This window comes from Pseudomonas sp. BAV 4579, from assembly GCF_009765395.1.
In the GTDB taxonomy this organism is placed as follows: Bacteria; Pseudomonadota; Gammaproteobacteria; order Pseudomonadales; family Pseudomonadaceae; genus Chryseomonas; species Chryseomonas aestiva.
Genome location: NZ_WHOV01000009.1, coordinates 58,481 through 72,910, shown reverse-complemented (window position 1 = coordinate 72,910; position 14,430 = coordinate 58,481). Strand labels below are relative to the sequence as shown.

The 14,430-nt window shown below is 68.0% G+C and carries 12 protein-coding genes; 7 read left to right on the top strand and 5 right to left on the bottom strand.

Features of this window, described 5'->3' with window-relative positions; translation table 11 throughout:
• Positions 1–2: 2 nt before the first annotated feature.
• The 4 genes from nrdF (at position 3) to tssI (ending at position 5,317) form a co-directional block, all read left to right on the top strand.
• Positions 3–983 (top strand): class 1b ribonucleoside-diphosphate reductase subunit beta, encoded by a 981-nt coding sequence (gene nrdF, locus GSQ95_RS03855; protein WP_158890132.1) that lies wholly within the window; start codon positions 3–5, stop codon positions 981–983.
• A gap of 309 nt (positions 984–1,292) precedes the next feature.
• A complete protein-coding gene (locus GSQ95_RS03850) occupies positions 1,293–2,831 on the top strand; it encodes a DNA-3-methyladenine glycosylase 2 (RefSeq protein WP_158890134.1) in 1,539 nt (512 codons plus the stop codon).
• Complete coding sequence (locus tag GSQ95_RS03845; RefSeq protein ID WP_158890136.1) at positions 2,828–3,334, top strand: methylated-DNA--[protein]-cysteine S-methyltransferase; 507 nt, start codon at positions 2,828–2,830, stop codon at positions 3,332–3,334. The genes GSQ95_RS03850 and GSQ95_RS03845 overlap by 4 nt, the downstream gene beginning before the upstream one ends.
• A 117-nt stretch (positions 3,335–3,451) precedes the next feature.
• The gene (gene tssI, locus GSQ95_RS03840) at positions 3,452–5,317 is read left to right on the top strand and encodes a type VI secretion system tip protein TssI/VgrG (protein ID WP_158890138.1); all 1,866 of its coding nucleotides are present in this window, start codon (positions 3,452–3,454) and stop codon (positions 5,315–5,317) included.
• Positions 5,318–5,386: 69 nt separating this feature from the next.
• Here the strand turns inward: tssI and tkt are convergent, their stop codons facing one another.
• From tkt to GSQ95_RS03815, 5 genes are all read right to left on the bottom strand, one after another.
• On the bottom strand, positions 5,387–7,384 hold the full coding sequence (tkt, locus tag GSQ95_RS03835) for a transketolase (protein ID WP_133860515.1): 1,998 nt from the start codon (positions 7,382–7,384) through the stop codon (positions 5,387–5,389).
• Between the two features lie 83 nt (positions 7,385–7,467).
• A complete protein-coding gene (locus GSQ95_RS03830) occupies positions 7,468–8,067 on the bottom strand; it encodes a membrane integrity-associated transporter subunit PqiC (protein WP_158890141.1) in 600 nt (199 codons plus the stop codon).
• On the bottom strand, positions 8,064–9,710 hold the full coding sequence (locus GSQ95_RS03825; protein ID WP_158890143.1) for an intermembrane transport protein PqiB: 1,647 nt from the start codon (positions 9,708–9,710) through the stop codon (positions 8,064–8,066). Before GSQ95_RS03825 ends, GSQ95_RS03830 begins: the two co-directional genes overlap by 4 nt.
• On the bottom strand, positions 9,694–10,335 hold the full coding sequence (locus GSQ95_RS03820) for a paraquat-inducible protein A (protein WP_133860512.1): 642 nt from the start codon (positions 10,333–10,335) through the stop codon (positions 9,694–9,696). Before GSQ95_RS03820 ends, GSQ95_RS03825 begins: the two co-directional genes overlap by 17 nt.
• On the bottom strand, positions 10,332–10,973 hold the full coding sequence (locus tag GSQ95_RS03815) for a paraquat-inducible protein A (protein WP_133860511.1): 642 nt from the start codon (positions 10,971–10,973) through the stop codon (positions 10,332–10,334). Before GSQ95_RS03815 ends, GSQ95_RS03820 begins: the two co-directional genes overlap by 4 nt.
• Before the next feature lie 213 nt (positions 10,974–11,186).
• On the opposite strand from GSQ95_RS03815, the gene GSQ95_RS03810 reads away from it, so the two are divergent.
• The 3 genes from GSQ95_RS03810 (at position 11,187) to GSQ95_RS03800 (ending at position 14,293) form a co-directional block, all read left to right on the top strand.
• Entirely contained in the window at positions 11,187–12,185 is a 999-nt protein-coding gene (locus GSQ95_RS03810) for a metalloregulator ArsR/SmtB family transcription factor (RefSeq protein WP_133860510.1), read from the top strand.
• Positions 12,186–12,302: 117 nt separating this feature from the next.
• Entirely contained in the window at positions 12,303–13,493 is a 1,191-nt protein-coding gene (gene metK / locus GSQ95_RS03805) for a methionine adenosyltransferase (RefSeq protein ID WP_158890145.1), read from the top strand.
• A 170-nt stretch (positions 13,494–13,663) separates the two neighbouring features.
• Positions 13,664–14,293, top strand: coding sequence for a phosphatase PAP2 family protein (locus GSQ95_RS03800; protein WP_158890147.1), 630 nt, complete (start codon positions 13,664–13,666; stop codon positions 14,291–14,293).
• The last annotated feature ends 137 nt before the right edge of the window (positions 14,294–14,430 follow it).

Here is a 14,430-nt window from a genome sequence, read left to right as displayed (position 1 = left end):
CCATGAACGCATCCGTCAAAGCGCCGCGCCTGAAGCTCATCAACGCCATCAACTGGAACCGCCTGCAGGACGACAAGGACCTGGAGGTGTGGAACCGCCTGACCGGCAACTTCTGGCTGCCGGAAAAGATCCCGCTGTCCAACGACATCCCCTCCTGGGCGACCCTGACGCCCAGGGAGCAGCAGCTGACCATCCGCGTCTTCACCGGCCTGACCCTGCTGGACACCATCCAGAACGCCGTGGGCGCGCCAACCCTGCTGGCCGATGCCGTCACCCCCCACGAAGAGGCGGTGATCGCCAACATCGGTTTCATGGAAGCCGTGCACGCGCGCTCCTACAGCTCGATCTTTTCCACCCTCTGCTCGACGCCGGACGTGGACGAGGCCTATCGCTGGAGCGAAGAGAATCCCTATCTGCAGACCAAGGCCGAGCTGATCCTCGAGCGCTACCACGCCGAGGACCCGCTGCTGCGCAAGGTGGCCAGCGTCTTCCTGGAATCCTTTCTCTTCTATTCGGGCTTCTACCTGCCGATGTACTGGTCCAGTCGCGCCAAACTGACCAATACCGCCGATCTGATCCGCCTGATCATTCGCGACGAGGCGGTGCACGGCTACTACATCGGCTACAAATTCCAGCAGGCCCTGGCCAAGGAAAGTCCGGAGCGCCGCCAGCAGGTCAAGGACTTCGCCTACGAGCTGCTCCAGGACCTCTATGACAACGAGGTGGCCTACACCGAGGACCTCTACGACAGCGTCGGCTGGAGCGAGGACGTGAAGAAATTCCTCCACTACAACGCCAACAAGGCGCTGATGAACCTGGGCTTCGAAGCGCTGTTCCCCAGCAGCATGACCGACGTCAGCCCGGCGATCCTGGCGGCCCTGTCGCCCAGCGCCGACGAGAACCACGACTTCTTTTCCGGCTCGGGTTCGTCCTATGTCATTGGCAAGGCGGTGAGTACCGAAGACGAGGATTGGAATTTCTGAGCCAGCCTCTTGCTCCGGCAAGCCCCCCTCCCCTTGGGAGAGGGTTGGGGTGAGGGCGCCCCTCGCGACGAAGCCCCCAGCGGAAAAGACTGCGCCGTTTTCCAGGCTACGACGCTAATAAGTAGCACGGCTTATCGCGGCCATGGGCCGCTCCTACAGGGCAGCGCTGCTTTTGTAGGAGCGGCCCATGGCCGCGATAGCACAGCTGCTCTATCAGACTGCCCGCCCACGGCCGCGATAACTCTCTACCTCAGCGGTCCCGTCCGAAAACGGCCAGTCGCCCCTCCCCGGCGGTGCTAACCTGCCGCCATGAACGCCTTCCCCGATATTCCCGCCTTCGAACGCGCCCGCCTGGCGCGGGACCCGCGTTTCGATGGCCTGTTCTACACCGCGGTGCTCACCACCGGCATCTATTGCCGACCGGTGTGCCCGGCGCAACCGCCACGCCCGGAAAACGTCAGCTACTACCCCAGCGCCGCAGCCGCCGAGGCCGCCGGCTATCGCCCCTGCCTGAGATGCCGCCCGGAACTCTCCCCTGCCGGCGGCCACTGGCAACGCGGCGACGCTACCCTGGCCCGTGCCCTGCGCCTGATGGACGAAGGCCTGGAGGACGGCGGTCTGCCCGCCCTCGCCGCCCGCCTCGATCTCAGCGAACGCCAGTTGCGCCGGCTGTTCGTCGAACGCCTGGGCGCCGCGCCCCTGGCGGTGCTCACCACCCGCCGGCTGCTGTTCGCCAAGCAATTGCTCAGCGAGACCCGGCTGCCGATCACCGAGGTGGCCCTGGCCGCCGGCTTCGGCAGTCTCAGACGCTTCAACACCGCCTTTCGCGATGCCTACGACCTGGCCCCCAGCCAGGTGCGCAAGGGTCAGGCCGCGGCTTCGCCGGTGCTGGTCCTGCGCCTGGCCTATCGTCCGCCCTATGATTTCGACGCCCAGCTGGATTTCCTCCGCGGTCACGCCCTGCCCGGTGTCGAGGTGCTGGACGACACCAGCTACGCCCGGGTGATCGGCACGCCCGAACAGCCGGGCTGGCTGCGCGTCTCGGCCTGGGACGCCGACACGCCGGCGCTGCGCCTGGAATTGCACGGCGCCGCACCCGGCGAACTGCAGGCGGCAGTGGCACGCATCCGCCGCATGTTCGATCTGGATGCCGATCCCGAAGCCATCGCCCAGGGCCTTTCCGTCGACCCGACCCTGGCCGAACTGGTGGCGCGCCGGCCCGGCCTGCGCCTCCCCAGTGGCTGGGACGGCTTCGAGATCGCCGTGCGCGCCGTCATCGGCCAGCAGGTCAGCGTGGTGGCGGCCACCACCATGACCGCCCGGGTGGTGCAGCGCTTCGGTCGCCCCTGGGGCGAGCCCGGTCACGAGGCCAGTCGGCCGCCAGCCGGTCTGCACCACTTCTTTCCCACGGTGGACGCCCTGGCCGATGCCGCCCTGGAAGACCTCACCGGCCTCGGCCTGATCCGCGCCCGCGCCGGTACCCTCGGCACGGTGGCCAGAGCGCTGCGCGCCGGCGAGGTGGACTTCGACACCGGGCGCACCCTGGACGACTTCGCCCGGCGCTGGATCGCCCTCAAGGGCATAGGTCCCTGGACCGCCCAGTACATCGCCCTGCGCGCCCTCGCCCATCCCGATGCCTGCCCGGTGGAGGACCTGGTGCTGCAGAAGCGCCTGGCGCCTCCGGGCGAACGCCTGACCGCCAAGGCCCTCTACGCCCGCGCCGAAGCCTGGCGCCCCTGGCGCGCCTACGGCGTGATGCAGGTCTGGCGCGAAGCCACCTGGAAGGCGCCCGCCGACGCCCCCGCCGAACCCGTTCCCACCCGTCTCGCCAAGGAGTCGCCCCGATGATCGCCTACTGCCTGCTGGACAGCCCCATAGGAACGCTCACTCTGGCCGCAGACGACAGCGGCCTGCGCGTGGTGGAGTTTCCCGAGAATCGCTACCTGGCCAAGCGTGACGCCAGCTGGAGCGCCGCCGACCATCCGATCCTCGACCTGGCCCGCATGCAGCTCGGCGAGTACTTCGCCGGCCAGCGCCAGACCTTCGAGCTGCCCCTGGCACCGCGCGGCACCCCCTTCCAGCTGGCGGTCTGGCAGGCCCTGGCGGAGATCCCCCACGGCCAGACCTGGAGTTATGGTCAACTCGCCAGCCACCTTGGCCGCCCCCAGGCGATGCGCGCGGTGGGCGCCGCCAACGGGCGCAATCCGCTGCCCATCGTACTGCCCTGCCACCGGGTGATAGGGGCGTCCGGCGCCCTGACCGGCTTTGGCGGCGGCCTGCCGACCAAGCAATTCCTGCTGGAGCTGGAAGGCGCGTTGCCACCGCCACGGGATCTCTTCGCGGCGTCCTAGCCCGCCACCGCGCCAGAACCTGCCTGTTAAAAAGCTCTAGCATGCGACTTTCAGCGCTTGAGCCGGTGCGCTCCTGTAGCGCAAACTGGAATTTTCCATTCGCAAGGATGCGATGCGATGTCCAGTGCAACCACTGCCCCGACCTTCACCCTGACGCTGGATGGCGTCGCCCACGATTTCCAAGTGCTTGCCTTCGACGGCCACGAAGCCATCGGCCAGCCCTATCGCTTCCAGCTCGAGCTGGTCAGCGAGCGCCCGGACTGGCCGCTGGACTCACTGTTGCAGCGCTCCGCCTTTCTCGCCCTGGGTCCGGGTGACCGGGGCATCCACGGCCAGCTCGCCGCCGTGGCCCAGGGCGATACCGGTCGGCGCCTGACCCGCTATCGCGCTGAACTGGTGCCGCGCCTGGCCCAGCTGGCCCACCGCGTCAATTCCCGCCTCTTCCAGGGGCGCAGCGTCCCCGAGATCCTGGCGCAGCTCCTTGAGGAGCACGGTATCCTCGACGGCGACTATCGCTTCGCCCTCGGGCCGACGCGCTATCCGCCGCGCGCCTACTGCGTGCAGTACGGAGAGAGCGATCTGGCCTTTCTCACCCGCCTCTGCGAGGAAGAGGGCCTGCACTTTCACCACCAGCATCGTCGCGACGGTCATGTGCTGGTCTTTGGCGATGACGCCACCGGCTTTGCGCAGCTGGGCGCCACCCGCTATCGGCCTGGCAGCGGCCTGGTGGCGGACGAGCCCGCGATCAGTCACCTGGCGGTCGCGCTGCAGATCCGCAGCAGCGCCAGCCTTCTGCGCGATCACGATCCGCTGCAACCTCGGCTGCGCCTGCAGAGCAGTACGGATGCCGCGGCCCAGCCCGCGCTGGAGGACTATGGCTTTCCCGGTCGCTTCACCGATCGCGCACGCGGGCAGCGCCTGAGCAGCCGGCGCCTGGAGCGTCTGAGGGGCGACGTCCTCCAGGCCCAGGGCATGAGCGACCAGCCCAGCCTGGTGAGCGGGCACTTCCTGCCGCTGGAACAGCATCCGCGTGCCGACTGGAATCAGCTCTGGCTGTTGACCGAGATCCGTCACCAAGGCCGGCAGCCGCAGGTCCTGGAGGAAGACGTTGCCGACCGGATCCCGGCCGACGGCTTCGCCCAGGGCTATCGCAACAGCTTTGTCGCGCGGCCGTGGGCGCTGCCCTTCCGTCTGCCCCTGCGCCATCCCAAACCCCGGCTGCTGGGCGCCCAGAGCGCCGTGGTCACCGGACCGGCCGGCGAGGACATCCATTGCGATGCGCTGGGCCGGATCAAGGTGCAATTCCACTGGGATCGCCAGGGCCAGGCGGATGAGCACAGCAGTTGCTGGCTGCGGGTCGCCAGCGGCTGGGCCGGCAACGGCCACGGCGCCCTGAGCCTGCCGCGGATCGGTATGGAGGTGTTGGTCGGCTTTCTCGAAGGCGATCCCGATCAGCCGCTGGTGATCGGCTGCCTGTACCACGCCGAGCAGCGGCCGCCGCTGGAACTGCCCAGGGACCAGACCCGCAGCACCTTCAAGACGCTGAGCAGCCCTGGGGGCCACGGCTACAACGAAATTCGCAGCGAGGATCGCCAGGGCCAGGAGGAAATCCATGTGCATGCCCAGCGCGACTGGGACGAACGCATCGGCCACGATCACCGCAGCGAGATCGGCCACGAGCGCCATCAGCGCATCCGGGGCAACAGCTACAGCACCTTCCACGCCGAGGAACACCGCATCACCCGGGGCGAACGCCGCACCGAGGTGCGCGCCGACGACCACCTGGACATCGACACGAGTCAGCAGCTGCGGCTGGACGGCAGCCTGCTGGTCGAGGCCGGTGGCGAGATCCGGCTGCATAGTGGCCAGAAGATCGTCCTGGAAGCCGGCGCCCGCCTCACCCTCAGGACCGGCGGCAGCTTTGTGCAGCTGGATGCCGGCGGGGTCACCCTGGCTGGCCCGAGCATTCGGGTGAATCCCTGAGCGCGTTCCGAATCGCGGACACAAAAAAGCCACGCCTGGGCGTGGCTTTTCGGATTACCGCAGCAGGATTCAGTCTTCCAGCAACTCGCCGGCCACCGCCAGGACGTTGTCCAGAGTGAAGCCGAAGTGCTCGAACAGCGCCGCCGCCGGCGCGGATTCGCCGTAGGTGTGCATGCCGATGATACGACCGTCGAGACCGACGTACTTGTACCAGAAGTCGGCGATGCCGGCCTCGATGGCGATGCGCGCGCCGACTTCCACCGGCAGGACCTGCTGGCGGTACTCGGGACTCTGGCGGTCGAAGACGCTGGTGCTGGGCATGGAGACCACGCGCACCTGGCGACCTTCGGCGGTCAGGCGGTCATAGGCCTGCACCGCCAGGCCGACTTCGGAGCCGGTGGCGATGAGGATCAGCTCGGGTTCGCCGTTGCAGTCCTTGAGCACGTAGCCGCCACGGGCGGCGTTGCCCAGGGTGGCGGCGTCACGCACGCTGTGGGTCAGGTTCTGGCGCGAGAAGATCAGCGCGCTGGGACCGTCGCGACGCTCCAGGGCCGAGGTCCAGGCGATGGCGGATTCCACCGCGTCGGCCGGACGCCAGGTGTCCAGGTTGGGGGTGTAGCGCAGCGAGGCCAGTTGCTCCACCGGCTGGTGGGTGGGGCCGTCTTCGCCGAGACCGATGGAGTCGTGGGTGAAGACATAGAGCACCCGCTGCTTCATCAGCGCCGACATGCGCACCGCGTTGCGGGCGTATTCCATGAACATCAGGAAGGTGGCGCCATAGGGCACCAGGCCGCCGTGCAGGGCGACGCCATTCATGATGGCGCTCATGCCGAATTCACGCACGCCGTAGTGGACATAGTTGCCGCTGGCGTCTTCGGCGGTGACGCCCTGGGCGCCCTTCCACAGGGTCAGGTTGGAGCCGGCCAGGTCGGCGGAACCGCCGAGCAGTTCGGGCAGCAGCGGACCAAAGAACTGCAGGGCGTTCTGGCTGGCCTTGCGGCTGGCGATGGTCTCGCCCTTGCTGGCGACGTCCTGGATGAAGGCGGCGGCGCGCTCGGCGAAATCGGCGGGCAGATCACCGGCCATGCGGCGCTTGAACTCGGCGGCCAATTGCGGATGGGCCTGGGCGTAGGCGGCGAACCGCTCGTTCCACTCGGCCTCGGCGGCGGCGCCGCGCTCCTTGGCGCTCCACTCGGCATAGATGTCGGCGGGAATCTCGAAGGGCGCATGGGCCCAGCCGAGCAGCTCGCGGGCGGCCTGGATCTCGTCGTTGCCCAGCGGCGCACCGTGGCACTCTTCCTTGCCCTGCTTGTGCGGCGCGCCGTAGCCGATCACGGTCTTGCAGCAGATCAGGGTGGGCTTGTCGCTCTTGCGCGCGGTGTCCAGGGCGGTCTGGATCTCGTCGGCGTCATGGCCGTCGACGTTGCGGATCACCTGCCAGCCGTAGCTCTCGAAGCGCTTGGGGGTGTCGTCGGTGAACCAGCCTTCGACCTCGCCATCGATGGAGATGCCGTTGTCGTCGTAGAAGGCGATCAGCTTGGACAGGCCCAGGGTGCCGGCCAGGGAGCAGACCTCGTGGGAGATGCCTTCCATCATGCAGCCATCGCCGAGGAAGGCGTAGGTGTGGTGGTCGACGATCCGGTGGCCGTCACGGTTGAACTGGGCGGCCATGACCTTTTCCGCCAGGGCGAAGCCCACGGCGTTGGCGATGCCCTGACCCAGGGGGCCGGTGGTGGTCTCGATACCCGGGGCGTAGCCGTATTCGGGGTGGCCCGGGGTCTTGCTGTGCAGCTGCCGGAAATTCTTCAGATCGTCGATGGACAGGTCGTAGCCGGACAGGTGCAGCAGCGAATAGATGAGCATGGAGCCGTGGCCGTTGGACAGCACGAAGCGGTCGCGGTCGGCCCACAGGGGATTGCCAGGGTTGTGCTTGAGCTGATCGTGCCAGAGCACCTCGGCGATGTCGGCCATGCCCATGGGGGCGCCGGGGTGGCCACTGTTGGCCTTTTGCACGGCATCCATGCTGAGGGCGCGGATGGCGTTGGCTCGATCACGACGGCTGGGCATTGCGGTGTCTCCTGGCAGAGGCAGAGCGAAGGGGCCGTTATTCTGGCCCAGCCAGGGCACTTCCAGCAATCGGCGCGGTCGCCTCAGCCCGCCGGGCAGACCGTCGCGCCGTCGACCACGAAGGCGCGTGCCACCGGTTCGATGCGCCTGGCCAGGGTCGCCAGGGCCTGGCGGTGCGCCGCCACGACCTCGGCATAGGAGCCGCCGGCGGGCTGGCTGATCCGGCTGCCACAGGTGAGCACCCGCTCCCCGCCCGGTTCGGCCAGGCGCAGGGTCCAGAGCGCGTCCTGCTGGACGCCACGCCCGGGCTGCGAATCGAAGCGCTGCAGATCCACCTTGATGCGCAGCACCGGGGTACCACTGCCGCGCGGGGCATCGCCCAGGTCTAGGGTACCGAGGTCCCGGGACAGGTCGGCGGACAGGGCGCTGCGCACCTCGTCGGCCAGGGGCGCGATCCAGCGTTCGTTCTCCAGCAGGGCGATGCCGTCGCCCTGGCGGACCACCAGTTGTGGCTGATCCACCTGCGGCGGGACCGAGACGCCCTGCAGGGCGAAGCGGAAATTCGCGGTGCGCGCCTGGGTCGCGGGTTCCGCGGCGCTGGTCAGGGTGTGGTAGTTGAGCGGCGCCTTGGATGAACAGGCGGCCAGCAGCAGGGGCAGAGCCAGGCAGGTCAGGCGCTTCATTGCAGTTTTCCTTTGGCAGGATCGCGGGAGCCCGGCTCGAACTTGGGCGGCGGATCGGTCACCAGACCGCGGATCAGGGATTCCGGATGGCGACCGAGGTAGTCGCCGAACACGCGCAGGGAACGCGCCATGCGCTGCATCTCTTCGAGGGTCTGGGTCAGATTCTGCTGCACCGGCGAATCGGCGCCCAGGCTCTGGCTGGCGCTGCCGGTGAGCTGCTGCACGCCCATCAGGGTGGTGGTCAGTTGCGGCAGGACCCCGGCGTTGAGCTGCTTGAGGGTGCCGCCGAGCTGGGCCAGGCTGGTGTCGAGATTCTTGCCGATGGAATCGAAGGGGATCTTGTCGATCTTGTTGACGATGCCGGCCATCTGCTCCTGCAGGCGATCGAAGCTGCCGGTGACGGTGGGAATCGACAGCGGCTTGGCCTGGGGATCGAAGGCGACCTTGGGCGCATTGGGCACGAAGTCGACGGAGATGTAGAGCTGGCCGGTCAGCAGGTTGCCGGTGCGGGCCTGGGCGCGCAGGCCACGGGCCACCCAGCCGGCGAACAGCTTGCCGTCGCGGTCCTTGGTCTCGATGCGCTTGCCGACGTCACCCAGCCGCTGGGGATAGATGACCGCGCCGACGATCAGCGAGAAGCGATCCTGGCTGTCCTCGTAGTCGGGGGCCAGGGACACCACCCGGCCGACGTTCATGCCGAGGAATTCCACCGGCGCTCCGGTCGACAGCCCGCGCAGCGACTGCTGGAATCTCATCCGTACATAGAAGGGCTCGCCATCCGGCGGGGCCAGGGCGCTGGTCTGGTCGTCGAACAGGGTGAAACTCTGGTCTTCCTGGGCCTCCTGCGGATCCTTCGGCCATTCCGGGGTGACGAAGGCGATGCCGCCCGCCACCACCGTGGCCAGCGACTGGGTATTGAGCTTGAGCCCGGAGGCGCTGAGCGAGACATCGACGCCGCTGGCGTTCCAGAAGCGGCTGTTGGCGGTGACGAAGCGGTCGTAGGGCGAATCGATGAAGACTTGGGCGCTGACGCCCTTGCCATCCGGATTGAGGTGGAAGGACACCACCCGGCCAACCTGGATGCGCCGGTAATAGACCGGCGAGCCGACGTCCAGCGAGCCGATGTCGTCGGCGGTGACGATGAATCTCTTGCCCGAGGCCCCGTGGATCAGCGCCGGCGGCTGCTCCAGACCGCGGAAGTCGCGATGGGATTCGCTGGAATCGCCGATGTCGGCGCCGATGAAGGCGCCCGACACCAGGGTGTCGACCCCCGAGACGCCATTGACGCCGAAGCGCGGGCGCACCACCCAGAAGCGCGCGTCCTTGGTGGCGAAGCCCTCGGCGGACTTTTCCAGCTCGATGGTGGTGATCACCCGGTTGCGATCCGGCGCCAGCTGGATGTCGCTGACGGTGCCGATCACCACGTTCTTGTACTTGACCTGGGTCTTGCCGGCTTCCAGGCCCTCGGCGGTGAGAAAGGTCACCGTGATGGTCGGACCGCGCGAGGCCCAGCTGTGGATCACCATGGACAGCCCGATCAGGGCCGCCACGATGGGCACCAGCCAGATCAGCGATACGCTCCAGCGACTGCGGCGTACCTCGGGGGTAGGCGCCAGGGCGTCGGGTTCATGCCTGTCCGTCATCGTTCACCTCTGCATCCCAGATCAAGCGGGGATCGAAACTCATCGCGGCGAGCATCGTCAGCACCACCACGAAACCAAAGAACACGATACCCAGGCGCGGCGCCGCTGAACTCAGGGCACCGAAGTGCACCAGTGCCGAGACCAGGGCCACCACGATCACGTCGAGCATCGACCAGTAGCCGATCAGCTCGACGAAGCGATAGAGCCGGGCACGCTGGGCGGTGGCCCAGTCGCTGCGGCGCTGGCAGGTCACCAGCAGGGTGCCGAGCACCAGAAACTTGATGGAGGGCACCGCCACGCTGGCGATGAAGATCACCAGGGCGACGCCCCAGGAGCCGTTCTCCCAGAATTCGATCACCCCTTCGAGGATGGTGCTTTCCGTGCCGCGGCCCAGGGTACCGGTGAACATCACCGGCAGGGTATTGGCCGGGATATAGAGGATCAGCGCGGCGAGCAGATAGGCCCAGGTCTTGGCATAGACGTTCGGCTTGCGCCGGTGCAGCGCCGAGCCGCAGCGCGGGCAGCCGGCCTTGTGCCGGCGCGGCGCGCTGCAGACCTTGCCGCAGACGTGGCAGAGGCACAGGCCGAGTTCGTCGGCGCGTGGCGGCAGCTGGGGCGCGGTCACGGCTCACGCTCCCCGACGGCGTCCCACAGCGGGTGCAGGTCGCGCTTGGCGATGATCAAGAGGACCACCATCAGCCCGACCATGCCGAACAGCCCCAGGCCCACCACCACGTGCAGCAGCCCGGCGAGCTTGATCACCGCCACCAGGGCGCCGAGCACGAAGACCTCGATCATGCTCCAGGGCCGTAGGTAATGCAGGGTGACCATGGCCGTGGCGAAGCCGGGCGCGCGGCGGCCGAGCTGGGCGAAGCCGAGCACCCAGAGCAGCAGGACGATCTGCAGCAGCGGCACCACGAACAGGGTCATGGCCACCACCAGCGCCATGGGGCCGGCGAAGCCGCGACTCATGGCGACCACCGATTCCAGCAGGGTCGCCTCGCTGTGCAGGCCGCGAAAGCTGAGTTGCAGGATCGGCCCGACATTGGCGATCACGAACAGCACCGCCGCGGCGATCGCCAGCGCCAGCAGACCCTGGATATCCAGCCGGCTGGCGCGATAGAGCAAGGCACCACAGCGCAGGCAATGCGCCCGCTCACCCACCGCGAGGGGTTCGAGGCGATGCACCGAATCGCAGTGCTCGCAGATCACCAGGCGCGTGCCGGCAGCAGGCGCGGAAGGAGAGGGTGGCTGAACGGACATGGGTTACCCGGTGACACTCCTGGAAGGGGGCTGCAGGTTGGACGCGCGAGGCTCGCGATCGTTACCGCAACGCCGCGAAGACCGCTGAGCAAAAGGCCCCGGCATCTTACCTTCCTCGGCGAAGGTATGCGCGGCCAGCCGCTGCGGACAAGTATCAAAACTTTTTGATGCTTTTCTTGCGAGGCTCGGGACGGGTCTCTAGACTAGCGCCCCATGAATCCCCTACGCGTGCCGGCGCTCGGCCAGGAACCAGGAGACACCCTAGCCGCCCTGTGCAAGGCCGGTGGCGATCCCCTGCGCCTGAACGTCCTGCGCGCCTTGCACAGCGCCTCCTTCGGCGTGCTGGAACTGGCACAGATCTTCGCCACCGGCCAGTCCGGCATCAGCCACCACCTCAAGGTGCTGGCCCAGGCGCAGCTGGTGGCCACCCGCCGCGAGGGCAATGCCATCTTCTATCGCCGCGCCCTGCCGCGTCCCGGCAGCCTGGGAGGCGCCCTGCACGCCGCCCTGCTCGAAGAGGTGGACAGCCTGGCCCTGCCCGGCGCCGTGCAGACGCGGATCGGCGAGGTGCATGCCCAGCGCGCGGCGGTGAGTCGCGACTTCTTCGCCCGGGTGGCGGAAAAATTCCAGGCCCAGCAGGACCTCATCGCCAGCCTGCCGCAGTATCGCGACGGCCTGCTCAGCCTGCTGGACGCCCTGGCCCTGGATCCGCGCGGCTGCGCCCTGGAAGTGGGCCCGGGCGACGGCGCCTTCCTGCCGGACCTGGCGCGGCGCTTCGCCCGGGTGGTGGCGGTGGACAACAGCCCGGCCATGCTCGAACTGGCGCGTCAGCGCTGCCAGCGCGACGGTCTCGCCCATGTCGAACTGCAACTGGCCGACGCCCTCGCCGAGCCGCTGCCCGCGGCCGACTGCGTGGTCCTCAACATGGTCCTGCACCATCTGGCCGCACCGGCGGAAGCCCTGCAGCAACTGGCCCGGCGCGTGGCGCCGGGTGGCAGCCTGGTGATCACCGACCTCTGTCCCCACGACCAGACCTGGGCGCGCGCCGCCTGTGGCGATCTCTGGCTGGGCTTCGACCAGGACGAACTGGCGCGCTGGGCCCAGGCCGCCGGCCTGCAGGCGGGCGAAAGCCTCTACCTCGGCCTGCGCAACGGCTTTCAGATCCAGGTGCGCCAGTTCGCGCGCCCGGATCAGGGAAACACCCCGTCATGAGGCCAACTGGCCAGTGGCGGGCGGACCCGACGCTCAAGGGCGTCATGTCCCAGCAAGGAAACTGCTGTCTCGACCGGCCTGCGGGCCCCTACCCCCTGGTAATTTAGGAACCATTCGATGAGCGAATATTCCCTGTTCACCTCCGAGTCCGTGTCCGAAGGCCATCCGGACAAGATCGCCGACCAGATCTCCGATGCCGTGCTCGACGCCATCATCACCCAGGACAAGCACGCCCGCGTGGCCTGCGAGACCCTGGTCAAGACCGGTGTGGCCATCGTCGCCGGTGAGGTGACCACCTCCGCCTGGGTCGACCTGGAGCAACTGGTGCGCGACGTCATCGTCGACATCGGCTACGACAGCTCGGACGTGGGCTTCGACGGCGCCACCTGCGGCATCGTCAACATCATCGGCAAGCAGTCGGTGGACATCGCCCAGGGCGTCGATCGCAGCAAGCCGGAAGACCAGGGCGCCGGTGACCAGGGCCTGATGTTCGGCTATGCCTGCAACGAGACCGATGTGCTGATGCCCGCGCCCATCACCTTCTCCCACCGCCTGGTGGAACGTCAGGCCGAGGCACGCAAGTCGGGCCTGCTGCCCTGGCTGCGTCCGGACGCCAAGTCCCAGGTGACCTGCCGCTACGACGGCGGCAAGGTGGTCGGCATCGACGCCATCGTGCTGTCCACCCAGCACAATCCCGAGGTCAAGTACGCCGACCTGCGCGAAGCCGTGATGGAGCTGATCGTCAAGCACGTCATCCCCGCCGAGCTGCTGCACAAGGACACCCAGTTCCACATCAACCCGACCGGCCAGTTCATCATCGGCGGCCCGGTGGGTGACTGCGGTCTGACCGGCCGCAAGATCATCGTCGACAGCTACGGCGGCATGGCCCGTCACGGCGGTGGCGCCTTCTCCGGCAAGGACCCGTCCAAGGTCGACCGCAGCGCCGCCTACGCCGGTCGCTACGTGGCCAAGAACATCGTCGCCGCCGGCCTGGCCGAGCGTTGCGAGATCCAGGTGTCCTACGCCATCGGCGTGGCCCAGCCCACCTCCATCTCGATCAACACCTTCGGCACCGCCAAGATCAGCGATGAGAAGATCGTGCAGCTGGTGCGCGAGCACTTCGACCTGCGCCCCTACGCCATCACCACCATGCTCGACCTGCTGCACCCGATGTACCAGGCCACCGCGGCCTATGGCCACTTCGGCCGCCACCCGCAGGAAGTCACCGTGGGCGACGACACCTTCACCACCTTCACCTGGGAACGCACCGACCGCGCCGCCGCCCTGCGCGCCGCCGCCGGGCTGTAACCCGCCTCCCGGCAAACAGCCCCGCCACCGCTGGTGCCGGGGCTTTTTTCTGGGTCTGCACGCGGGATCCCAGCGCTTTCTTGCGCCAGTCCACAGCCTGGCACGCGCGATGCAACCTCTGGGCATCTGATGGTCAGAATGCCTCGTCTTCCCCAGGAGTCTGCTTATCCATGTGGCTGTTCATCACCAACTTCGGCGATTCTTCGGTGATGCTTCCCTGCGCCGTGCTGATCGCGCTCTGGCTGCTGGCCGGTCTGTCCGCGCGGGCGGCGCTGCTCTGGCTGCTGCTGTTTGGTGCCGCCGGTCTCAGCGTTGCCCTGTCGAAGATCGCCTTCTTCGGCTGGGGCCTGGGCATCCCCCGCCTGGACTTCACCGGCTTCAGCGGCCACTCCATGCTGGTTGGCAGCGTGCTGCCGGTCCTCGGCTGGCTGCTGGCCAGCCGGGCGCGGCCGGCGCTGCGGCTGAGCGCAGCCGCCCTCGGCGCGCTGTGCGCCCTGCTCATCGCCGTCTCGCGGGTGGTGCTGGGCTATCACTCGATCTCGGAAGTGGTGACCGGCCTGCCCATCGGCTACGCCGCCAGCGGCAGCCTGCTGTGGCGGCTGCGGGGCCAGGAGGTCAACCTCAGACCGCGCCAGGCCGCATTGGGCGCCAGCCTGCTGCTATTGCCCCTGTTGCTGCTGCACGGCACCAACGCCCCGACGCAACGGGTGCTGGAACGGCTGGCGGTGAAATTCGCCGACGAGCAGAAGCCCTGGACCCGCGCCCATCAGCGTGCCGGCGTGGCACCGCTGCAGAACTGAGAAAGGCCCAACACCTGCGATAGACGGCACCGCGGCTGGCGAATACCCAGCGGACTCCTAGACTGGCAAGAGCCTCGACGTTCCCGGGGTGAACGCCAGGGCCTTTCGGCCCCTCCTAGTTAAGTCAGTCCTTGCCG